Source organism: Cyanobium sp. ATX 6F1, from assembly GCF_024346315.1.
GTDB lineage: Bacteria > Cyanobacteriota > Cyanobacteriia > PCC-6307 > Cyanobiaceae > ATX-6F1.
Genome location: NZ_JAGQCS010000003.1, coordinates 92,154 through 112,208, shown reverse-complemented (window position 1 = coordinate 112,208; position 20,055 = coordinate 92,154). Strand labels below are relative to the sequence as shown.

Here is a 20,055-nt window from a genome sequence, read left to right as displayed (position 1 = left end):
CAGCTTCCAGGCTGTTCCCTGGAGGGGGCTGGCGATTGCTGCAGTGCCGGTGAGTGCGGTAAGCGTGGTGGTGATCAGGGCGAGAATCGCTGGGTGTTGATAGAAACGGCTGATTCCTGGGTTTGTACTTTCGGTGTTCATTGCAGTAGCTGACGTATCAAGCCAACAGAAGAGGGTGTGTCTTTGACACACAAGATCAGAAGAGGGCAAGTGCTGTTGATGGTTGACGACATCAACAACTCCAGACTTGTGAATCTGGCTGTTAGATGCCGTGAGATAACCTCAGCTGACATTCTTAGCCTCGACGTGGCGAGCGAATCTGACCAAGATCGCTTGCCAACCCTGCCGTTGCAGCTCACCCGAATTTGTCGATTCGGCATCGAAGCTCTCACGAACAGTCACCGACTCATCACTCTCAGCAAACTCCACTGCTACTAGCCGCTGGTCTTCCAATGCGAATTCGATGAGTTCGTTGAGTACTATCTTCGTGAAGGTGCCTTCGAGATCAATGCCCATGCTGCCGTCCTTGGCCTCCATGCGATAAGAGAACTTTCCACCTGGGTTTAGGTCAATCTCTGCACTTGGGCAATGCCACTCTTCAGAAGCCGCGTTCCACTGCTGAATGTCAGCAGGTGAGGTCCACGCACTCCACACTTCTTCAATGGGAGCAGAAACGTTGACTTCAATTGTGATTTGCATGATTCTCCTTTGTTTTAACGTGCATCTAACGTTTGAGTGAGGCCGCGGCCCGTCAGGGCCATCGTGCCTGCAGCGAATGATTGGCTTCAGCTCACCTGTTACCCGACATCATGCCGCGATTGGCTCTGAAACTAAACCGGCCATCCTCTTTCTCGGCCAGGTTTTAGAAATAGTAAATCGTCCATTTTTCTCTCCCGGCATTCCTTCACGAAAGGGATTGCCAACTTCACATCGCTCTTAAAACTCGAAAAGTCATCTTCGCTTATCTCGTAGTATTCTTCGTAGTCCACCAAACTGTTCACTACTGGAATTGATAAGTAATGCTTGCCGGAGTCCTCTTCAACTCCAATTGCGAATCGATCATCTCGGTTGACGAACACATCGTGGAATTTCACAAAGGCCTCCTGTGCAGTTAAAGGCTGCCATCACCTGGCCACAAATAGCTGAGCTCAAAACTGGTTCATAGCCATATTGAGCCTACGGTCGCGGCTCAGGTGGAAGGCAATGTTATGTTGCTCGTCTCGTCGGTGTCTCCCATGCTGATGGCTTGATGAATTTGAACTTCTTCAGCATCAAGCTCTACCACAGTCAACTCAGCAACTTCAGCCCCTGTGACTACCATCTCTCCTCCCTCATGCTCCAGACTGGCAACGGCAATATCTTCAGCTTGGTCAGTATTCTCAACTTCTATCTGAGATCGGATAAGTGGTATCAGCCTGTCCTTATGAGTAAGTACCGCTGAGTTGAACGCATCTTCCTTGATTGCCATCCTCACCGGCATAGGCATAGCTTGGTAGACTGTTCGAGATAATTCCGTAATCTTACTGGGATCATTCAAGATATCGAGTACTGCAGGGCCTGCCTTCTCTCTAAGAAGCTTCGCAATTAATGGCATGTATTCATTGACTGTCTTCTCTTGAAGTTGAGCGGCTAAATTGCCGGCCTTGCCAGCAATGGATTGAAGTTTTCCAAACATTGAGGATATGGGAGAGAAACATGTGACCCAGACAATAGCCGCTTTGAGGCAAGCTTGCAAGGGAAGCTGCACCAGCAGACAGCAAGTGACTTGTAGCAGACCTCAGTTCAATATGTAATCCAGTTCACCAGTCAATACAACAAGTATTTCGACATTCCACCCATCCTGCCACCATCTTCAACGTTTGCAGCCCATCTCTCCTCAGCATCTGAACACGATGGTCTGGTTTCCCCTGCGCTGTTGCCGCTCCGCTAAGAGCCCTAGCAGTTGCCATCTGCCTAACACTGACAGCCCATCCACCTGCTTGCTCAAAGCGAATCCCATGGGCTCTGAACCACCCAAAGGCCTCATTAATCGGCTTTAAATAAGCGTCAGCTCCTTAATCTCACTGGGTCCCAAAAGATCTTGGACGGAGCCAATGTCCAGTCCCCATTGCAGTCGATGAGTACCAACAAAGCACAGGAATAATGCCAGGGATGAGTGACTAGCACCTGGCTTACAATCCAGGGATCAAAGGTCAGATTGCAGGCTTTCTATCTTTTCTTAAAACTGTAGTCAAGAAGTACCGCAGTTGACTTGATAGGACCCGCATCCGTCATTGATTTGACCATCCCGACCCAGCTGGCGAACCAGTAGGTCTTGGTCACCGGCATCCCTCCCTGAATGACTCTGGTCTCAACCTTCATCGCCTGAAACTTACCTGATGGAACTACTACCAACTCAGGGCCGGTCACGCGGCTGGATTCTTCAATATCAACTCCCATCATTCCCTTCCCAGACCACTGCCAAGTGGAGCCGACAGTGAGCGGATTCTGCAAATACAGCTTGACGGGAAGATAATCAGCCTTCAGGGCTTCGTTGCTTGGGTAGGCGATGCGATGCATGAGGACCTGCCCACTAGGCTTGGAGTACCAGTCATGAATCGGCTGAAATGTGGTGAGTGTTTCCACGAGATAAAAATTTCTGCCGTCAACCTGCTTTTCCTCGCTGAGCACCTTGATGGCGAACTCAGACTGCTTACCCTCGCCGTTCGTCGAGCGGTACTTCCACCAATCTCCAACGCGCAATGGGAAGTAGTCAGGCCGCGGCACATTCTGCTTTTGTGCCATCACCGCGAGTGGGGCCAAAGACATCAAGATGAGTGCCGCAAACGTAAATGAAGCAAAAGCACGTAATCTGATCATCATCTTTAATCCTCGATCTTGTATTCAAGCTAACAAAACGTCCAGCTCGGCATTGGTCAGACCCTCCAACCACCCACGAAGCTCACGATTCTGTCGGCACAAGTCAGCCAAGCTGAGCTCGTAGCAAAGCCTAGCCTCCAGGGCGCTGTAGAACTCCCCCTGCCATTCGCTCTTGGCGATCAGCTGGTTAGCGGGTCTGCAATTCTTCAACTGTGCGCAACGATCCAATCACTTCGTTGGCTTGGGCTCGCCGAACAGAGAATGAACTCGTACCTGCTCCATCGTGTCGAGAGCTTCGATGCGTTCATTCGGAAGATCGGATCGCAGGAACGTTTTTGCCCCGACAATCCTCAACCGAAAGACCCGACAAAGAACGCACAACCCAACCCCACCCCCTCACCCCAACCGCTCCCGCACCCACCCCGCCATCGCCCTGTTGATCTCGCCGAGATCCGCCACCGGCTGATTGGTGAACGGCAAGGTCGGCAGGTAGCCCTCGGGGCCGAACTCGGGTGTCACCGTCAGCGCCCCGCGGCCCTGGCCGCGGTGGCGTTCGGCGAACAACGCCCAGCACGCGCCGTGGGCCTCCAGGGCTTCGTGGTGCTCGGGCGCAAACGGGTGAGACACCTGGGGCCCCTGGGCCCAGCCCACCCGCGCATGGATGTGATCAACGCGGCCGGCCATGGCCTGGACCGGTGCCAGTTCCGGCGTCATCAGCCGCTCAGCCAGCACGCACCAGTGGCTCAGATCGGCCGTGAGCCGCAGGGCCGGGAACGCCTCCAGGGTGCGGGCGATGCCCCAGGGGCTCGCCAGGCAGCGGGAGCGGTGGGTCTCGAAGCTCACGCTCAGCCCGTATCGCTCCACCAGCCCCAGGGCTCGGCCCCAGAAGCGCTGCTGCTCCACCCAGCCCCAGCTGTCGCTGCCGGTGATCACATTCACCTTCAAAGGCTGCAAGACCAGCGCCTCGGCCAGCAGGCCATCGAGCTCCTCTAAGTGCTGATCGGCCGTGCGGCCCAGATCGGGCACGTAGTCGCCGCCCGTCACCAGCTCCAGGATCAGCGCTCGCTCCGCCTTCTCCAGGGCCGATCGCACCGCCTGGGCCTTGAGGCCCTCCAGGGCGCTGTGGCGCAGGTTCAGCTCCAGCCCATCGAAGCCATCGTTGCGGGAGCGCTCGATCGCCTCGGCCAGCGAACCCCCAAAGCCCCAGAGGCTCTGCAGCAGCAGCGGCGGAAATGCGGGACACTCCGGTTCTGGGGCGCCGTCCAGGGCGGCCTCAAGCGGGACATCAGCGAGGAAAGCGGCTGCATCGGTGCTACCCACCAGTTCCTGGAGACCCCGTCCGCCTGCATCGCTCTGGCCCCCTTGGCCCGACTCGGTAACGGTCATCACAACTCCGCCCAGCGGCAAGGGGGAGCATGGCGCAGCGGATGAAGTTTCTAGGGTTCCGGTTGCGAATTGGTTGCCTTGGCCGCCCTTTCGCCTCGTCTGGTCCGAGAGAAACACGCCGGGTTCGCCCGGTGGCACGGAGGGATAAAAGCCCGGGAGACCGCCTCGCCCCCATCCGTGAACCCGGTCATGACAGAGATTTCAGGTCCCGAAGGGGCCTTTGAGCGCCCCCGTCTGAGCCAGGGCGCCGAAGCGCTCGAAAAGGAAGCCCGCCTGCCGCTCACGGGCTGGCAACAGGAGGTGGATCAGGGCCTGCGCTACGGGCTGGAGGCGGCCGAAAGCATCGTCGATCGGCGCATCTCCACCTTTTCGCGCGGTGAGCTGCCCCACTACGCGGGCATCAACACCTTCATGAAGGCGCCCTACATCGAAGATGTCCACCGGGTCGGCGAGTTCGACGTGGCGATCGTCGGGGTGCCCCACGACTGCGGCACCACCTACCGGCCTGGCACACGCTTCGGGCCCCAGGGCATCCGCCGCATCTCCGCCCTCTACACCCCCTACAACTACGAGATGGGGGTCGACCTGCGTGAGTCGATCAAGCTCTGCGATGTCGGCGACATCTTCACGATCCCCGCCAACAACGAGAAGTCGTTCGATCAGATCTCCAAGGGCGTCGCCCACGTCTTCGCCAGTGGCGCCTTCCCGATCATCCTCGGCGGCGACCACTCGATCGGCTTCCCCACCGTGCGCGGGGTCTGCCGTCACCTGGGCGACAAAAAGGTGGGGATCATCCACTTCGATCGCCACGTCGACACCCAGGAGATCGACCTCGACGAGCGCATGCACACCTGCCCCTGGTTCCATGCCACCAACATGGCCAACGCCCCGGCCAAAAATCTGGTGCAGCTGGGCATCGGCGGCTGGCAGGTGCCCCGGGAGGGGGTGAAGGTCTGCCGGGAGCGGGGCACCAATGTGCTAACCGTCACCGACATCTGCGACATGGGCCTCGAGGCGGCCGCCCAGTTCGCGATCGATCGCGCCACCGATGGCACCGACTGCGTCTGGATCTCCTTCGACATCGACTGCATCGACGCCGGCTTCGTACCCGGCACCGGCTGGCCCGAGCCCGGCGGCCTGCTGCCGCGCGAGGCGCTCAAGCTGCTGGAGCTGATCGTGCGCAACGTGCCCGTCTGCGGCATTGAGGTGGTGGAGGTGTCGCCTCCCTACGACGTCAGCGACATTACCTCGCTGATGGCCACCCGCGTGATCTGCGATGTGATGGCCCATCTGGTGGTGAGCGGCCAGCTGCCGCGCAAGGAGAAGCCCGCATGGCTGCATGAGACCTGCAACATGCAGGTCGATCAGAAGTGGAGATGAGCCATGCACGAAGTCGACATGACCAAGTGCCTGCTGCTCTCCCTCAATGAGTGGAAAGCCCAGCACCAGCCCAACGAGCCTGAAGTGAGCGTGGTGCACCTGGAGGTGGGCACCTTCACCTGCGTCGAACCCGATGCCTTGGTGTTCACCTTTGGGGCGGCGGTGCAGGGGAGCTGGCTGGCTGGCAGCGAGCTGCGCATCGAAACCGTGCCCTTGCGCGCCCGTTGTGTGCGCTGCGAGTCGCTCTACACCCCCGAGCAAGAGAACGCCTATCGCTCCCCCTGCTGCGATCACCCGATGGAGGAGATCGTCTCTGGGCGTGAATTGCGCATCCGCTCCATTGACTACGTCTTCAGCAATCAAGCCCTCCCTGTTCTCTCGCCCTGATCCCATGCACATGCCATTGGAAGACACGCTCGGCATCAACCTGCTGGCCGCCAACCAGCACCGGGCCGAGCACAACCGCGAGCACTTCGATGCCTGGCGGCTGCTCTGCATCAATGTGATGAGCAGCCCCGGAGCGGGCAAGACCTCGCTGCTGGAGCGCACGATCACCGCCCTGACCCCGCGCCTGGAGATGGCCGTGCTCGAAGGCGACATGACCACCCAGCTGGATGCCCAGCGGTTGGAGGCGGTGGGCGTGCCCGTGGTGCCGATCACCACCGGCCGCGCCTGCCACCTGGATGCCTCGATGGTGAGCGGCGGCCTCAAGCTGCTGCAGCAGCGCCTCGATCCAGCCGCGTTGGATCTGCTCTGGGTGGAGAACGTCGGCAACCTCGTTTGTCCGGCCGAGTTTGAGGTGGGCGAGCACCTCAAGGTGGCGCTGCTCAGCGTCACCGAGGGCGACGACAAGCCGCTCAAGTACCCGGTGATGTTCCGCGAGGCGGACTGCGTGCTGATCACCAAGATCGACCTGCTCCCTTACCTGCCGGTTCAGGTGGAGCGGTTTGTGGAGCACGTGCATCAGGTGAACCCGCGGGCCCGCGTGTTCCTGCTCTCGGCCAGTAGCGGCGAAGGCCTCGGCGCCTGGCACCAGTGGCTGCTGGAGCAGGTGGCCGCTCACGTTTTGCCCTTCCCCGCCCTGGTGTCCCGATGAGTCATTCCAGCTCCGATCTCAAGGCCGAGCTCTCGGCCAAGGGCGTGCGCTACGCCCTCGCCTCCTTCGTGGATCTGCACGGCGTCAGCAAGGCCAAGGCCGTGCCGTTGGACCACCTGGGCCAGATGCTGGGCGGCTCTGAGCTGTTCACCGGCGCCGCCCTCGATGGCGTGCCCCAGGAGGTCAGCGATGACGAGGTGGCCGCCGTGCCCGACCCCGCCAGCCTCACGGTGCTGCCCTGGAAAAAAGATGTGGCCTGGCTGGCCAGCGACCTGCATCTAGGCGGCGTCCCGTTCGAGGCCTGCAGTCGCAACATCCTCAACCGCGTCCGCGCCCAGGCCGCCGCCATGGGTTACCGCTTCAACCTCGGGATCGAAACCGAGTTCTTCGTGCTGCGCCAGGGCCCCGATGGCCAGATCGCTCCCTACAGCGAGCGCGATGTGCTCGACAAGCCCGCCTACGACGTGGTCGGTCTGCTCGACAACCTCGGCTGGCTCGATGAGCTGGTGAGCGCCATGAACGACCTTGGCTGGGGTGTCTACTCCTTCGATCACGAGGATGGCCCCGGCCAGTTCGAGATCGACTTCAACTACGCCGACGTGCTCACCATGGCCGACCGGCTCACCTTCTTCCGGCTGATGGCCAAGGAGATCGTGCGCCCCCATGGGTTGGTGGCCTCGTTCATGCCCAAGCCGTTCAGCGACCGCACCGGCAGCGGCGCCCACTACAACATGTCCCTGGCCGACCTGAGCAGCGGCGAGAACCTGTTCGTCTGCCCCTCGGGCGCCCCAGCCAGCGTCAGCGGCCTGGCCAGGCAGTTCATCGCCGGTGTGCTGCGCCATGCCCCGGCGATCTGTGCCGTGATCGCCCCCACGGTCAACAGCTACAAGCGGCTGGTGGCCCAGGGCTCAATGAGCGGCTTCACCTGGGCGCCGGTGTTCATCTGCTACGGCAACAACAACCGCACCAACATGCTGCGCATCCCCTCCCCCGGAGGGCGGGTGGAATGCCGCGCCGCCGACAGCGCCGCCAACCCCTACCTGGGGGGAGCGATAATCCTGGCGGCGGGCCTCGAGGGCATTCGCGAAGGGCTGGATCCAGGCCCCGCCAACCTGGTGAACGCCTACACCTTGAGCCCCGAGCAGCTCGCTGAGCGCGGCATCAACCTGCTGCCGCGCACCCTCGGCGAGGCGATTGAGGCGTTTGCAGCCGATCCACTCTCGAGAAGCGTGTTCGGTGATGCCATGTTCGAGTCGTTTGTGACTTACAAACGTGAGGAATGGGAGTCGTACCACGGCGCCGTTTCCGAATGGGAACGCAAGCGCTATCTCGAGTTTTTTTAAGGCCTGCGATCGCAGCCCCGCTTTGATCTCCCGTCCACAACCATTCCCCTCGTTGCACGATGAAGCGCTCCTCGTTCGCCCGCAGCTCCTCCCGCACACGCCTGGTCGCCTCAGCGCTGGTCACGGCCCTCTCCGCCGGCCTGTTGGTGGGTTGCCAGAAACCCGTCACCCAGAGCACACCCGTGAAGATCGGCTACAGCGCCTGGCCCGGTTGGTTCCCCTGGAAGGTCACCGAAGACAAGAAACTCTTCGAGGCCCAGGGCGTTCCCGTTGCCATGCAATGGTTCGATGGCTACCTCGATTCGATCAACGCCCTCAACGCCGGCCAGCTTGACTGCAACAGCCAAACGCTGAACGACACGATCAGTTCGATCGCTGGCGGCGCCGATCTGCAGGTCGTGCTCCAGAACGACTTCTCCACCGGCAACGACCAGATCATCGCCGCCAAGGAGATCACCACCGTGGCCGGCCTCAAGGGCAAGAAGGTGGCCGCTGAAGAAGGCACCGTCGATCACTTCCTGCTCCTGAAGGTTCTCAAGGACGGTGGCCTTTCCGCCAAAGACATCAGCTTCGTTCCCTTGGAGACCGGCGCCGCCGCCGCCGCCTTCGCCGCCGGCAAGATCGATGCGGCCGGTGTCTACGCCCCCTTCACCACCCAGGCGCTCAAGCGCCCCGGCAGCAAGGCACTCAGCACCTCCAAGGACCACCCCGGCGCCATCAGCGACCTCTTGGTCTGTCGCACGGAGTTCGTCGCCAAGAACCCCGAGAAGATCCAGAAAATCGTCAATGCCTGGTTCGCCACCCTCAAGACCATCAAGGACGACCCCGCCGGCACCCTGCCGATCCTTGTGGAACGCTCCGGTGTGAGCGAGGCCGAATTCAAGGCCTACGACGCCGGCACCACGATCCAGACCCTTGAGGAGAACCGCACCAACTTCAAGCCCGGCACCACCATGACCTCCCTGCCGTTCGCCGCCGAAGAACTCAGTGCCTTCCTGGTGGAAACAGGCCTGGCCAAAACCAAGCCTGACCTGAGCAAGTTGCTGAATTCCACCTTCGTGGACGCCGCCAAGTGAGTGCCACGGCAACCAGAAGCCGAGACGATACCGGGAGGGTCAGGCAATGGCTGGGCCACCCCTGGTCGCTGGGGGTGATCGGCATCCTCGCCGTGCTGCTGGCCTGGCAACTTGTCGCCGCCAGCGGCCTTGTCGACAAACTCTTTCTGCCCAGCCCCGAGGGTGTCTGGAGGGCAGGCAGTGAGCAGTACGCCCGCGGCATCCTGATCAAGGATCTGCTGGCCAGCGTGGGCCGGGTGGGGGCGGGTTTCGCCCTCTCGGCGGCGGTGTCGCTGCCGATCGGCATCGCCATGGGCTGCAGTCGGGTGATCTGCCAGCTGCTGGAGCCGCTGATGGGCCTGATCCGCTATATGCCGGCACCCGCCTTCATCCCGCTGCTGATTATTTATTTCGGCCTGGGCGAAGAACTCAAGGTGCTGCTGATCTTCATCGGCACGGTGTTCTTCAACACCTTGATGATCATGGATTCGGTCAAGTTCGTGCCCTCCGAACTCCGCGAAACGGCGCTCACGCTTGGGGGCCACGGCTTTCAGATCGTCACGAAGGTGGTGGCGCCGTTCATCGCCCCCCAAGTGATCGACACCTACCGCATCAACATGGCCTCGGCCTGGAACCTGGTGATCGTGGCCGAGCTGGTGGCCGCGAACGAGGGCCTCGGCAAACGCATCTCCCTCGCCCAGCGCTTCCTAAAAACCGATGAGATCTTCCTGGGCCTGATCGTGATCGGCCTGATCGGTCTGGCGATTGATCTGAGCTTCCGGCTGCTGATGCGCCGGACTTGCCCCTGGGCCAACTGACACCGACCCCTCCCCATGCACCTCTCGGTATCCGGCGTCAGCAAGACCTTCGGCAGCGGCACCAAGGCCAAACATGTGCTCGAGGACATCAACCTGGAGCTCGACTCGGGCGAGTTCGTCGCCCTGGTGGGCAGTTCAGGTTTAGGCAAATCCACGGTGATGCGCCTGGTGGCCGGCCTGGAGCTTCCAAGCTGCGGCACGATCACCGTGGACGGCCAGCCGGTGAAGGGCCCGGGTTCCGACCGGGGCATGGTGTTCCAGAAGTACAGCCTGTACCCCTGGCTGAGCGCCGCCGAAAACGTGGCCTTCGGCATGCAACTCCAGGGCCGCCCCAAGCGGGAGGTGAACGAGCGCACCGCCTACTTCCTGGAGGTGGTGGGGCTTTCCGATGCCGGTCGGCGCCTGCCCCGGGAGCTCTCCGGCGGCATGCAACAGCGGGTGGCGATCGCCCGCGCCCTGGCCGCCGACCCGAAGGTGCTGCTGCTGGATGAGCCGTTCGGCGCCCTGGATCTTCAGATCCGCGAGACGATGCAGGAGTTCCTCTACCAACTCTGGGAACGCACCGGCCTGACGGCGCTGCTAATCACCCACGACGTGGAGGAGGCGTTGCTGCTCGCCCAGCGCGTGCACATCATGGCGCCGCGGCCCGGACGGATCGTGCGCACGGTGGAAGGGAAGCTGGATCGCCGGGATCTCTCCTTCCTGCGTCTCTCGGCGCCGTTTCTGGAACTGCGGGAAGAACTGGCCAACTACCTGCGGGTTCTTGACAGCACCATGGGCTGATGGCTGTTGCCTCGACGTTCGATGGGCAAGCCTTTCTGCCCGCCGCGCTCTACCACTGCACCGAAGTCGCCGAGTGGGAGCAGCTCGTCTACGCGCGCCGCTTCTGGCATCCGATCGCCCTGGTGTCGGAGTTGCCGCCGGGGGCGGCGCTCAGCCGGGAGCTGCTGGGGGTTGAGCTTGTTCTCACCCACCCGACTGGGATGGGGCCGAAGGCGTTCCTGAACCAGTGCCCGCACCGGGGCGTGGCCCTGCTGGCGCCAGGGGCCTCGATCGCTGCCTGCCGCAAGCTGATCTGCCCCTACCACGGCTGGACCTACGCCCCCGATGGCCGCCTGCTGGCGGCGGCCCGGGAAGGTGAGTTCTGCGCGCCGTTCAGGCGCCGTGACTGGGACCTGGTGAGTGTGGCGATCGAGCGCGGCGGACCCTTTCTGTGGGTGCGCCTGCCTGCCCACGGCCCAGAGGCCGGTGAGCCAGGCCCATCCCTGGCCGACCAGCTGGATCTGCTACTGGAGGTTGGCGGCTGGAGCGTCGGTGAGCCAGCTTCCGCAGCTGCGCTGCCCCTCTGGGGCCGGCGCCAGCGCAGCCTGGCCTGCAACTGGAAGATCGCCCACGACAACACCCTCGACGACTACCACGTCGCCATCGCCCATCCCACCACGCTGCACCGACTTCAGGGGCCCGTGAGCGCCTACCGGCACGTGTTCGGCCGCTGGTGCAACCTGCTGGCCACACCGGTGCCGGGCGCGGGCGAGGCGCCAGGGGAGTTCCTCACCTTTTCGGTGCCCCCCTGGAACCATGTGCTGCTCTGGCCCGATGGCACCACGGCCCTGATCGGCTTTCACCACGAAGCACTCGATCGCTGCCGGATGGAGTTGACCCTGGCCGGGCAGCCAGAGGGATCAGCCGGGGCCGAAGCGCAGCTCAATGAAATGGCGGCCTTCCTGGAAGAAGACCGTGCCTTGGTGGAATCAGCCCAGCGGGCCTATGGGAGCCCGGGGTTCAGACCCGGTCCGGCCCATGGGCTTGAGGGACGCATCCTGCACCACCAAGCCCACTACCGCGACCAACTGGGGCGCTCGGACCTGGTTCAGGCCGCGACGGCGGGCTGATCGAGCAGCTCGGCCTTGATGTCGAGATAGGCGGCTTCCTTGAACAGGGCGAGCTTGGCGTCGGCATTACCGGAAGCCACGGCGGCGCTGTAGCGCAGGCGCAGGGAATCAATCAGGGCGGCCTGGCGGGCAGGTGAATTGGTGGGGGCGTTGGCCATGGTGGAGGGAGCAGAGCTCACAATTTCCGTATCAACCATAACAATCCTGTCCAGGGGTCTTAATTCGAAGACACGCCCGCCAGGTGGTGAAGACCGCCCACCAGCCGCTCCAGGGCCTCCTCCAGCTCCGCCCCCTCCAGCACCCCGTAGCTGAGCCGCAGGGCACAGCCCGTGAGCCCGAAGCTGCTGCCACTCACCAGCGCCACCCGGTGCTCGCGCACCAGCCGCTCCATCACCACGTCCGCTGTCAGGGGAGTGTCGAGCTCCAGCAGGGCATAGAAGGCACCCTCGGGCCGCACCAGCAGGCGCCAAGGAGCACCGGGCACGTCGAGGGCCGCCAGCACCCGCTGCCGCCGCTCCTCCAACGCCTCGATGCGTGGCCGGCACCAGGCGGAGCCCGCCTCCAGCGCCGCCAGGGCGGCCACCTGGGTGAGCCGGGGCGGGCTGATCAGCACGGTGTCTTGGATCTTGGCCAGATCCGCCAGCAGCGGCCGGGGCACCAGCGCATGGCCCAGGCGCCAACCGGCCATGCCATAGGCCTTCGAGAACGAGCGCAGGGTGACCGTGTGCTCGCCGCTGCCGGGGGCACGGCCGGGACTCCAGTGGACGGCGCCCCCATAGGTGAACAGGTGGTAGGCCTCATCGTGCAGGTGCACCAGGCCGCGGCTGGCGCAGAGATGGTTGATCGCCTCCAGCACCGGCCGCGGCACCACCGCGCCGCTGGGGTTGTTGGGGGAAACGGTGACGATCGCCCGGGTGCGCGGGCTGATCTGCGCCGCCAGCCGCTCGGGATCCAGCTCAGCGCCCGGGACGCTCACAGACACCGGCACGCCCCCCGCCAGGCGCACCGCCATCTCATGGTTGAAGTACCAGGGCACGGGCAGCAACACTTCGTCGCCCGGGTCCAGCAGCACCTGCATCAGGGCGTTGAAGGCCATGTTGCTGCCGGCGGTCACCAGCAGTTCGCTCGCCTCCAGATCAAAGCCGTCCTCCTCCCGCAGCTGGCGGCCGAGCCGACCCAGCAAAGCTGCGTCGCCCGCCACGGGCCCGTAGCCATCAAGAGCTGGATCGGGGAGCTCCCTGGAGGCCTCATCAGGGCCGGAGCCCGCCAGCGCCGCCGCCACCGCCTGGCGCACCTGGGGGGGCGGGCCCCAGCTCACCATCCCCTGCCCCAGCGACAACGTGCCGGGGGTGGCTCGGATCAGCGCCCCCAGCACAGGAATCACGGGGCTCTGCACCGCAGCCATCCGCCGGGCCGGAGAGACGCTCATGGCTGAAGAAGGGCGACTCGGAGGCTCACAGCTGGTCGGGTCCCGGCGCGGTGGGCTCAGGCCCCGGGCGGGGCGGCACCGGACGGGGGGAGGGGGGCCGGCCGGCCGGCGACCTGGCGCTGGGGGTGCGCAGGCCCGGTGGGATCTCACCGCCAAGCCCCAGCCCATCGAAGCTGCCTCCAGGGGGCAGGCTCTGCAGCCGTTGCACCTGATCGGCCAGCTGCTGCTGCGCTCGGGCCAGATCCGCCACCCTGCCCTGGTCGTCCTCCAGCCCATGCACCCGCTCCACCGTGGCGCGCAGTTGCTGCTCGAGGGCGTTGGTGCGCTCCAGGGCGCGGGCGTTCTCAAGGACCTGGAGGCGTTGCTCCAGCTGCCGCAGGCTCTGGTTCTGCTCCTGCAGCCGCTGGATCGCCACCACGAACAGCACCGCCAAGGTCGCCGTCAGCCCTGCCCCGATCCATTGGATCCAGGTGATGGCGCGCCCTTGATCGGATCGCTGGGGAGGGGGAGGGGTCATGGAGTGCGCACCGCAGCGACCGACTGAATGACCAACTTGGCCACCCACGATGCTCCAACGGCTGCCAACAGCTGATAGACAAGCGGAGATCGAGTGTCTTCACCATGCCCGCCTGGATCGTCCTTCTCGTGGCGCTGGGGACCATTTACCTGGTGATCCAGCCCAGCTCCCAGGCCTATGAGCGCTACCTGGAGCTGCATCGGCCCCGCTGGTTCAACTTCGAGAGCAAAGTCACCTGGATCTGGCTTGGGCTCTACATCTGCTTCTACTTTTCCGCCCGACTTGCGCTGGAATCGCGCGGGTCCTGGACTCTCTTCTTCAGCTACCTGGCCCTGGTGGTGCTGGCCCAAGGCGTCAATTGGCTGGTCTGCACAACCCGTTCACCGCGCAATGGGGTGGTTCTGGGGGCCGTGGCCTGGCTCTGGGCGTTGATCTTGCTGAGCGCCGTGGCACCGGTGTCGGCCGCCGCCGCAGGACTCCTGGTTCCTTACCTGCTCTGGGGACCGGTGGCCATCATTGGCCTGCTTCAGATCAGCAAGTTGAACCCCGCCATTCGCCGATCCCGTCAAGACTGAACCCACCTCATCTCTTCACCCCCTTGAGCCTCACCGATCTCGACGCCTTTCTGGAGCACGCCCGCCGCACTCCGGTGCTGGAGAGCCAGCTGAAGGGCCCCCTGGAGCTGGAGGCTCTCCTGGAGCTGGCCGCATCCGAGGGTTACGCCCTCAGTGAAGCCGACGTACTGGCCGCCCTGGAGCGGGAGGAATCTCAGCTGAGTGACGAGGAGCTGCAGCAGCGCGCCGGCGTCGATGCCCGCAAGCTGCGCTCGTTCATTCCTTCCTGAGCCGGGGCCCGGAACCACCCCGGCCGGGTCACGGCTGGGGCCGCCCTTGGCGCTCAAGGCTCCCGGTAAATGATCCGGCCGCGCTCGTCATTGCCCACATCGAGCAGATGGGCGAACAGCAAGCGCTCGATTTCCTGGCGCACCGGCTCGATCGGCACCGGCTCCTGGTGCTCCAGGTCCAGCAGGGCGTCGTTGAGGGTGAAGCCCGCCTCGCCCCGAAGCCGGGCCAGCTCCAGCAATTGGCGGTCCAGGGGCAAGGCCGTCGGCCCCTCGATGCGGTTGGCGCTGCGCACCAGCCTGGGCACCAGAAACAGATCCACCAGCTGGCCGAGACCGCAGCCGCCGAAGGTGAGCAGCAGCAGGGCACCGCTGAACGGGCGGCGGGTGTAGAAGCGCTGGATCCCACAGAGGCCCACGAAGGCCAGGGCCCAGAGCAGGTAGGTGGCCGTGAGGCTGCGCCGCTCCTGAAGCTGCAGCACCAGGGGAGCGCGCCTGTCCGTGGCCCCGAAACGGCCCGACAGGATCCGGCGCAGGCGGTAGCGAAGAGCCAAGGGGTTTCGGGGCCATCGGGCCAACGCTGATCCTCGCAACCCCGCAGCGCGCTGGGGCGGATCGGATGGGAAGGGAATCCGTGCAGGCGAGATCCACCCGGGGGCGCCCGCTGTTTGTAACATCATGTAAATGATCAGGTCGTGGGGCACAGCCATGCCAGCGATGCCTGCTCTGATCTCGACGAATTGATTTGAGCAGCTCCGCCGCAACGGGTTCCGGCCCCAGCACCCTCACCCGCTTCGGAGGATCGCCGCACCACAGCTGGTTCGTTGTGCTGCTCGCCGCCCTGCTTGCGCTGCTGCTCGAGCTGGCCTTCGCCACCCCAGCCTTCGCCCTTGCCCCTGAGCGTTACCTCTGTGACGGCGACCCCCTGCAGGCCCAGGTGGAGAACGGTGCGGTCGATGCCTTGAATCTGCCCAACACCGCCGCGGGCACCGTGCCCGGTGCGGTGGTGCTGCTGCGCTGGCGGGAACAGGTGCTGCAATTGCCCCGCACCAACAACGCCGGCGCCCCCAGCTACAGCGACGGCCAGTGGTGGTGGAGCGTGGAGGACCCCGAGCACCCGCGCTTCCTGCAGAGCCGGGGGGTGATCAGCAGCTTCGCCTGTCAGCGCCAGGACAGCGGGGCCTGAGCGCTCAGGCTTGCCGGGCCGGCTGATCGGGATCCACCGGCAGCCCCCTGGCGGCCAGGGCCCAGCGGCGGGCGAGCAGCAGCAGGGGATAGAGCGCTTCGGCCCGTTCAGGGTCCGCCAGCAAGGGCCCCAGCAGCCGCAGCAGCGGCGCACTGGGCCTCATCCGAGCGCAGAGCCACTGGATCGCCTCCGCCCCGTGGAGCAGCCGCTCCCCATCGATCAGCACCGCCCCACGGCTGAGGTCGAAGCCGCGCTGGCGCAGCTCCCGGCGCAGCGCCTGGTCGCTGCGACCATCGCGGATCACCAGGCCGGGCAGACCACCGCGCAGCTCGCTGAGCAGGGCGAAGTGACGGCAGAAGGGACAACCCCCATCGAACACCAACTGCGGCGCCGGGGAGTCCTGGGCTCCAGGGGCCGCCAGGGACTCCAACCCTGGGGAACGTGAGCGGACCATGGCCAGGGCAGGGGGAAGCTGATCCCTCCATCCTGGCCAGGGGCGCGGCTCGAGCGTTGCGTCGCGCCGGGTCCTCGGTCATCACTAGCTTGCCGGCCATGGCAGCCCAGGTGGTCTGGTTCAAGCGGGATCTGCGGATCCACGACCACGCACCGCTGAGGGAGGCGGCGCGCAACGGCCCGGTCTTGCCGCTGTATGTGGCTGAGCCCGGCCTCTGGTCCCAGCCGGATGCCTCCGGCCGCCAATGGGCCTTCTGCGCCGAGAGTCTCCTGGATCTGCGCGAGCAGTTGGCGGGCCTTGGCTTGCCCCTGGTGGTGCGGGTCGGCGAGGTGCTGGACGTGCTGGAGGCGTTGCAGCGCCAGGGACTGGTGGCGGGCCTGTGGAGTCACCAGGAGACCGGCAACGGCTGGAGCTATGGGCGTGACCGCCAGGTGGCCGCCTGGGCGCGTTCACGCGGCCTGCCCTGGCGCCAGTGGCCCTCTGGCGGCGTGGTGCGGGGGCTGCGGGAGCGCAATGGCTGGGCCCGGCGCTGGGAGGAGCGCATGGCCCAGCCGCTGCTCCAACCACCTGTGACGCTGGTGCCGGAAGGCTCTGGGCTGGAGCCCGGCCCCCTGCCCGGCGCCGACGACCTGGGGCTGGCGTGCGATCCCTGCCCGGATCGCCAGCGGGGCGGCCGCCGCGAGGGCCTGCTGACGCTGAACAGCTTTTTGAGCGAGCGCGGCGGGGCCTACCACCGCCAGCTCTCCAGCCCGCTGACCGCCTTCGAGGCCTGTTCGCGCCTCTCGCCTCACCTGGCGTTCGGCACCCTCTCCCTGCGGGAGGTGGTGCAGGCCTGCCGCTCCAGGCGACGGGCGCTGGGGACGGCCACGGGCGCCGAGGTCAGCTCCTGGCGGCGGGCGCTGCGGGCCTTCGAGGAACGCCTGCACTGGCACTGCCACTTCATCCAGAAGCTCGAAAGCCAGCCGGATCTGGAAGCCAGCGAGGCCCACCCCGTCTATGCCGGCCTGCGCCGCACCGATCCGGCCCGGCTGGCGGCCTGGGCCGAAGGCCGCACCGGCCTGCCCTTCGTGGATGCCTGCATGCGTGCCCTGATCGCCGGGGGCTGGATCAACTTCCGCATGCGGGCGATGCTGATGGCGGTGGCCAGCTACCACCTCTGGATCGACTGGCGCGACAGCGGTGCGGTGCTGGCGCGGCTGTTCGTCGACTACGAACCCGGCATCCACTGGAACCAGTGCCAGATGCAGGCGGGCACCACGGGCATCAACACCGTGCGCATCTACAACCCGATCAAACAGGGCCGCGACCACGATCCTGAGGGCCAGTTCATCCGCCGCTGGCTGCCGGAGCTCTCCGCCGTGCCCGCCGTGCATCTCCACGAACCCTGGACCATGGACGCGGCCACCCAGGAGCGGGCCGGCTGCCGGCTGGGGGTGGATTACCCCCTGCCGATCGTGGATCCGATCGAGGCGGCCCGGCAGGCGCGGGAGCGGGTCTGGGGCCTGCGCCAGGGAACGGCGTTCCGCGCCATCGCCGGCGCCATCCATGAACGCCACGGCTCCCGGCGCGGGGGCCGCCGCCGCCGTGAGGCCGGGCGAGCTGGCTCCGGGCGGCCTCGCCAGAAGACCAAGGGGCAGCCGCATCCAGGCCAGCTCAGCCTCGATCTGGGCGGTGCCCCAGAGATGCCAGGCGAGGATCCAGGCAACGCTGCGTCTTAATTACGACCCCCGAGCAGACGACCAGTGGCGCAGGTAGCTCCCCTCGGGGTCGTAGCGCTGGAGCTGACGTTCGAGATCAAAGCGTCGCGGCCCGGCGCCGAAACTCCGTGGATCGGCGCCCACCCCAGCCAGGTAGGACCAGTTGCCGATGTTCGAGCTGGGGCAGCTGTCGATCAGTTGCCAGGCGAACCAACGGGCCCCCCAGAGCCAGGGCAGGCGCAGGCGGTGGACGAAATCGGAGGCCACCCATTGGCGCACCCGGTTGGAGAGCCAGCCCGTTGCCTTGAGCTCGGTCAGGGCGGCATCGATCAGGGGCGATCCCGTGTCGGCGCGGGTCCAGCGGGCGAAGCGCTCCCGGTCGTCGTCGTAGCTAAAGGCACGGCCCTGGGTGCCGCCCAGGCTGGCGAAGCGCTCAGGGTCGCGCCGCTCCGTCCAGAGGAAAAACTCACGCCAGAGCAGTTCCTGAAGCATCCACTCCGAACCCCGATCGCTGCCCTGGCGCGCCTCATAGGAGCGCACCTCGGCCCAGATCCGTCGCACCGAAAGGGCCCCGATCGCCAGCCAGGGGGAGAACTTCGAGGAGCCCTCGGTGCCGAGGACCGCATCACGCGTGTCGCGGTACTGGCGCAACCCCTCGCTGCGGTGGACGTAGTGCTCCAGCCGCGCCAGGGCGCTGGTCTCATCACCTCGAAACGGGAAGGCGCTGCGCGGATCGACGCCAGCCTCCTGGCTCCTGCGCGGATCACGGTGCTGACCGGGAAGCCAACCTTCCGGCCAGGCTTCGTGCCGCAGCAGGTCAGGGTCCCCCAGGCCGCCCAGATCGGGCGCCGGCAGGGCCGCCTCCGGCTCGATCGCCAGACCCCGCCGGAAATCGGAAAACACCCGGGGGAAGATCTCCCGGCCATAGGGCCAGTCGTCGAAGAGCTGGTTGCTGCCGCAGCGCTCCACCGCCACGAGCGGTCCGTGGCGGGCGATCACGCCCAGGGTCTGCTCCAGGTCGGCACCAACGGGACACAGCAGGGGGATCCCGACAGCGGCCAACCGCTCGGCCAGAGCCGCGAGCGCCTGCTCCAGCAGACGCCGCTGGTGCGGGCCCCGCAGGCGCCCATCGGCGTCCCCGCTCTGCAGCACCACCAGCCGTCCGCCGGGGGCGGCTTGGGCGCGGAGCACGGCCCGGTGCAGGGCGCTCTGGTCATCCAGGCGCCACTGCCCCCCCAGATCGAGCACCACCGTGAAGCGATTCATCCCACCACCCCGCGGCCCCGACCCTGGCATGGGCGCAGAGCGGTCCGTGGGCGCGGCCTTTGGCGTCTGGGTGCCGCCGCTGCGCGCGCCAGGGGGAGGCAGGGATGCAGCGAAATCGGAACCGCTCCGCTTAGGTTCCGCCCATCGCTTTTCCGCCCGCCTGCGCCATGACCCTCACCACCGCCCCGAGCCTCAGCAGCGGCAGCTTGCTGGAGGTGTTGCGCCACCGCTACGCCACCAAGGTCTTCGATCCCAGCCGCCGCATCGACGCCGAAACCTGGGCCGCCCTGGAGCAGGCCCTGGTGCTCACCCCCTCCTCCTACGGCCTGCAGCCCTGGAAGTTCCTGGTGATCACCAACCCTGAGCTGCGCGCTGAACTGCGTCCCCATTCCTGGAACCAATCCCAGATCACCGACGCCTCGCACCTGGTGGTGTTCCTGGCCCAGCGCACGATCGAAGCGGCCGACGTGGAGCGGCTGATCAGCGCCACCAGCGCCGCCCGGGGCGTGCCGGTCGAATCGCTTGGTTTCTACCGCGACCTGATCCTCAAAGACCTGATCAATGGCCCGCGCAGCGCCGTGATCAACCACTGGGCGATCAACCAGGTGTACATCGCCCTGGGCAACTTCCTCACCTGCGCCGCCCTGCTGGGGGTCGACACGACGCCGATCGAAGGTTTCTCGCCAGCCGAGTACGACCGGATCCTGGGGCTGGAGGGCACGCCTTATCACTCCGCCGTGGTGGCGGTCGCGGGTTATCGCAGCGGTGACGACAAGTACGCCACCCTGGCGAAAGTGCGCTATTCAGCTAATGAGCTGATTCAGCACCTCGGCTGA

The 20,055-nt window shown here is 65.2% G+C and carries 23 protein-coding genes and 1 riboswitch; of the genes, 13 read left to right on the top strand and 10 right to left on the bottom strand.

Going from position 1 to position 20,055, the window contains the following annotated elements; translation table 11 throughout:
• Nucleotides 1-282 precede the first annotated feature (282 nt).
• The 4 genes from KBZ13_RS05685 to KBZ13_RS05670 all read right to left on the bottom strand — a co-directional run bounded on the left by KBZ13_RS05685 (nucleotide 283) and on the right by KBZ13_RS05670 (nucleotide 4,245).
• Complete coding sequence (locus KBZ13_RS05685; RefSeq protein WP_255007306.1) at nucleotides 283-699, bottom strand: SRPBCC family protein; 417 nt, start codon at nucleotides 697-699, stop codon at nucleotides 283-285.
• Nucleotides 700-1,189: 490 nt separating this feature from the next.
• The gene (locus KBZ13_RS05680) at nucleotides 1,190-1,747 is read right to left on the bottom strand and encodes a hypothetical protein (RefSeq protein ID WP_255007305.1); all 558 of its coding nucleotides are present in this window, start codon (nucleotides 1,745-1,747) and stop codon (nucleotides 1,190-1,192) included.
• Nucleotides 1,748-2,208: 461 nt separating this feature from the next.
• Nucleotides 2,209-2,859 (bottom strand): hypothetical protein, encoded by a 651-nt coding sequence (locus tag KBZ13_RS05675; RefSeq protein WP_255007303.1) that lies wholly within the window; start codon nucleotides 2,857-2,859, stop codon nucleotides 2,209-2,211.
• Between the two features lie 396 nt (nucleotides 2,860-3,255).
• Nucleotides 3,256-4,245 carry a sugar phosphate isomerase/epimerase family protein gene (locus KBZ13_RS05670; RefSeq protein WP_255007302.1) on the bottom strand — a complete coding sequence of 330 codons (990 nt, stop codon included), beginning with the start codon at nucleotides 4,243-4,245 and terminating at the stop codon, nucleotides 3,256-3,258.
• 39 nt (nucleotides 4,246-4,284) lie between these two features.
• Nucleotides 4,285-4,406: riboswitch (guanidine-I (ykkC/yxkD leader) on the top strand.
• A gap of 28 nt (nucleotides 4,407-4,434) precedes the next feature.
• On the opposite strand from KBZ13_RS05670, the gene speB reads away from it, so the two are divergent.
• The 8 genes from speB to KBZ13_RS05630 all read left to right on the top strand — a co-directional run bounded on the left by speB (nucleotide 4,435) and on the right by KBZ13_RS05630 (nucleotide 11,829).
• Complete coding sequence (speB, locus tag KBZ13_RS05665; RefSeq protein ID WP_255007300.1) at nucleotides 4,435-5,625, top strand: agmatinase; 1,191 nt, start codon at nucleotides 4,435-4,437, stop codon at nucleotides 5,623-5,625.
• A gap of 3 nt (nucleotides 5,626-5,628) precedes the next feature.
• A complete protein-coding gene (locus KBZ13_RS05660; RefSeq protein ID WP_255007298.1) occupies nucleotides 5,629-6,012 on the top strand; it encodes a hydrogenase maturation nickel metallochaperone HypA in 384 nt (127 codons plus the stop codon).
• A 4-nt stretch (nucleotides 6,013-6,016) separates the two neighbouring features.
• Nucleotides 6,017-6,721 (top strand): hydrogenase nickel incorporation protein HypB, encoded by a 705-nt coding sequence (gene hypB / locus KBZ13_RS05655; RefSeq protein WP_255007296.1) that lies wholly within the window; start codon nucleotides 6,017-6,019, stop codon nucleotides 6,719-6,721.
• Nucleotides 6,718-8,064 (top strand): type III glutamate--ammonia ligase, encoded by a 1,347-nt coding sequence (glnT, locus tag KBZ13_RS05650; protein ID WP_255007294.1) that lies wholly within the window; start codon nucleotides 6,718-6,720, stop codon nucleotides 8,062-8,064. The genes hypB and glnT overlap by 4 nt, the downstream gene beginning before the upstream one ends.
• Nucleotides 8,065-8,123: 59 nt before the next feature.
• A complete protein-coding gene (locus tag KBZ13_RS05645; RefSeq protein ID WP_255007292.1) occupies nucleotides 8,124-9,140 on the top strand; it encodes an ABC transporter substrate-binding protein in 1,017 nt (338 codons plus the stop codon).
• A 74-nt stretch (nucleotides 9,141-9,214) separates the two neighbouring features.
• Complete coding sequence (locus KBZ13_RS05640) at nucleotides 9,215-9,937, top strand: ABC transporter permease (RefSeq protein WP_255007291.1); 723 nt, start codon at nucleotides 9,215-9,217, stop codon at nucleotides 9,935-9,937.
• 15 nt (nucleotides 9,938-9,952) lie between these two features.
• Nucleotides 9,953-10,720, top strand: coding sequence for an ABC transporter ATP-binding protein (locus KBZ13_RS05635; protein ID WP_255007289.1), 768 nt, complete (start codon nucleotides 9,953-9,955; stop codon nucleotides 10,718-10,720).
• Nucleotides 10,720-11,829: an aromatic ring-hydroxylating oxygenase subunit alpha gene (locus tag KBZ13_RS05630; protein ID WP_255007288.1), complete on the top strand. Its 1,110-nt coding sequence runs from the start codon at nucleotides 10,720-10,722 to the stop codon at nucleotides 11,827-11,829. The genes KBZ13_RS05635 and KBZ13_RS05630 overlap by 1 nt, the downstream gene beginning before the upstream one ends.
• Here the strand turns inward: KBZ13_RS05630 and KBZ13_RS05625 are convergent.
• Genes KBZ13_RS05625 through KBZ13_RS05615 form a run of 3 tightly spaced genes read right to left on the bottom strand, consistent with a single transcriptional unit; the run spans nucleotide 11,808 to nucleotide 13,775 of the window.
• A complete protein-coding gene (locus KBZ13_RS05625) occupies nucleotides 11,808-12,008 on the bottom strand; it encodes a hypothetical protein (protein ID WP_255007286.1) in 201 nt (66 codons plus the stop codon). The two genes, KBZ13_RS05630 and KBZ13_RS05625, sit on opposite strands and share 22 nt — an antisense overlap.
• Before the next feature lie 38 nt (nucleotides 12,009-12,046).
• Nucleotides 12,047-13,258: an aminotransferase class I/II-fold pyridoxal phosphate-dependent enzyme gene (locus tag KBZ13_RS05620; protein ID WP_255007284.1), complete on the bottom strand. Its 1,212-nt coding sequence runs from the start codon at nucleotides 13,256-13,258 to the stop codon at nucleotides 12,047-12,049.
• Between the two features lie 25 nt (nucleotides 13,259-13,283).
• The gene (locus KBZ13_RS05615) at nucleotides 13,284-13,775 is read right to left on the bottom strand and encodes a hypothetical protein (protein WP_255007282.1); all 492 of its coding nucleotides are present in this window, start codon (nucleotides 13,773-13,775) and stop codon (nucleotides 13,284-13,286) included.
• A 128-nt stretch (nucleotides 13,776-13,903) separates the two neighbouring features.
• Here KBZ13_RS05615 and KBZ13_RS05610 point away from each other — a divergent pair, with 128 nt between their 5' ends.
• Both KBZ13_RS05610 and KBZ13_RS05605 read left to right on the top strand, forming a co-directional pair.
• The gene (locus KBZ13_RS05610; protein WP_255007281.1) at nucleotides 13,904-14,350 is read left to right on the top strand and encodes a tryptophan-rich sensory protein; all 447 of its coding nucleotides are present in this window, start codon (nucleotides 13,904-13,906) and stop codon (nucleotides 14,348-14,350) included.
• A 23-nt stretch (nucleotides 14,351-14,373) separates the two neighbouring features.
• Entirely contained in the window at nucleotides 14,374-14,619 is a 246-nt protein-coding gene (locus tag KBZ13_RS05605) for a Nif11-like leader peptide family RiPP precursor (protein ID WP_255007278.1), read from the top strand.
• A gap of 53 nt (nucleotides 14,620-14,672) precedes the next feature.
• Here KBZ13_RS05605 and KBZ13_RS05600 read toward each other — a convergent pair whose 3' ends face one another.
• Nucleotides 14,673-15,170 carry a TM2 domain-containing protein gene (locus KBZ13_RS05600; protein WP_255007276.1) on the bottom strand — a complete coding sequence of 166 codons (498 nt, stop codon included), beginning with the start codon at nucleotides 15,168-15,170 and terminating at the stop codon, nucleotides 14,673-14,675.
• A 191-nt stretch (nucleotides 15,171-15,361) separates the two neighbouring features.
• Here KBZ13_RS05600 and KBZ13_RS05595 point away from each other — a divergent pair, with 191 nt between their 5' ends.
• Complete coding sequence (locus KBZ13_RS05595) at nucleotides 15,362-15,802, top strand: hypothetical protein (RefSeq protein WP_315859602.1); 441 nt, start codon at nucleotides 15,362-15,364, stop codon at nucleotides 15,800-15,802.
• Nucleotides 15,803-15,806: 4 nt separating this feature from the next.
• Here the strand turns inward: KBZ13_RS05595 and KBZ13_RS05590 are convergent, their stop codons facing one another.
• A complete protein-coding gene (locus tag KBZ13_RS05590) occupies nucleotides 15,807-16,256 on the bottom strand; it encodes a DUF393 domain-containing protein (RefSeq protein WP_255007275.1) in 450 nt (149 codons plus the stop codon).
• Between the two features lie 98 nt (nucleotides 16,257-16,354).
• On the opposite strand from KBZ13_RS05590, the gene KBZ13_RS05585 reads away from it, so the two are divergent.
• On the top strand, nucleotides 16,355-17,974 hold the full coding sequence (locus KBZ13_RS05585; protein ID WP_255007273.1) for an FAD-binding domain-containing protein: 1,620 nt from the start codon (nucleotides 16,355-16,357) through the stop codon (nucleotides 17,972-17,974).
• On the opposite strand, the gene KBZ13_RS05580 is transcribed toward KBZ13_RS05585, so the two are convergent.
• Complete coding sequence (locus KBZ13_RS05580; RefSeq protein ID WP_255007272.1) at nucleotides 17,975-19,219, bottom strand: FAD-binding domain-containing protein; 1,245 nt, start codon at nucleotides 19,217-19,219, stop codon at nucleotides 17,975-17,977.
• A 167-nt stretch (nucleotides 19,220-19,386) separates the two neighbouring features.
• Between KBZ13_RS05580 and KBZ13_RS05575 the strand changes: the two genes are divergently transcribed.
• Nucleotides 19,387-20,055, top strand: a complete 669-nt coding sequence (locus tag KBZ13_RS05575) for an NAD(P)H-dependent oxidoreductase (RefSeq protein WP_255007270.1) — start codon at nucleotides 19,387-19,389, stop codon at nucleotides 20,053-20,055.

Bases quoted from the DNA above. Each gene is read 5' to 3' on its own strand.
- KBZ13_RS05685 (WP_255007306.1), bottom strand. From the start codon at position 699: ATGCAAATCACAATTGAAGTCAACGTTTCTGCTCCCATTGAAGAAGTG.
- KBZ13_RS05675 (WP_255007303.1), bottom strand. From the start codon at position 2,859: ATGATCAGATTACGTGCTTTTGCTTCATTTACGTTTGCGGCACTCATC.
- KBZ13_RS05670 (WP_255007302.1), bottom strand. From the start codon at position 4,245: ATGACCGTTACCGAGTCGGGCCAAGGGGGCCAGAGCGATGCAGGCGGA.
- speB (WP_255007300.1), top strand. From the start codon at position 4,435: ATGACAGAGATTTCAGGTCCCGAAGGGGCCTTTGAGCGCCCCCGTCTG.
- KBZ13_RS05660 (WP_255007298.1), top strand. From the start codon at position 5,629: ATGCACGAAGTCGACATGACCAAGTGCCTGCTGCTCTCCCTCAATGAG.
- hypB (WP_255007296.1), top strand. From the start codon at position 6,017: ATGCACATGCCATTGGAAGACACGCTCGGCATCAACCTGCTGGCCGCC.
- glnT (WP_255007294.1), top strand. From the start codon at position 6,718: ATGAGTCATTCCAGCTCCGATCTCAAGGCCGAGCTCTCGGCCAAGGGC.
- KBZ13_RS05645 (WP_255007292.1), top strand. From the start codon at position 8,124: ATGAAGCGCTCCTCGTTCGCCCGCAGCTCCTCCCGCACACGCCTGGTC.
- KBZ13_RS05635 (WP_255007289.1), top strand. From the start codon at position 9,953: ATGCACCTCTCGGTATCCGGCGTCAGCAAGACCTTCGGCAGCGGCACC.
- KBZ13_RS05630 (WP_255007288.1), top strand. From the start codon at position 10,720: ATGGCTGTTGCCTCGACGTTCGATGGGCAAGCCTTTCTGCCCGCCGCG.
- KBZ13_RS05620 (WP_255007284.1), bottom strand. From the start codon at position 13,258: ATGAGCGTCTCTCCGGCCCGGCGGATGGCTGCGGTGCAGAGCCCCGTG.
- KBZ13_RS05615 (WP_255007282.1), bottom strand. From the start codon at position 13,775: ATGACCCCTCCCCCTCCCCAGCGATCCGATCAAGGGCGCGCCATCACC.
- KBZ13_RS05590 (WP_255007275.1), bottom strand. From the start codon at position 16,256: ATGGTCCGCTCACGTTCCCCAGGGTTGGAGTCCCTGGCGGCCCCTGGA.
- KBZ13_RS05585 (WP_255007273.1), top strand. From the start codon at position 16,355: ATGGCAGCCCAGGTGGTCTGGTTCAAGCGGGATCTGCGGATCCACGAC.
- KBZ13_RS05580 (WP_255007272.1), bottom strand. From the start codon at position 19,219: ATGAATCGCTTCACGGTGGTGCTCGATCTGGGGGGGCAGTGGCGCCTG.
- KBZ13_RS05575 (WP_255007270.1), top strand. From the start codon at position 19,387: ATGACCCTCACCACCGCCCCGAGCCTCAGCAGCGGCAGCTTGCTGGAG.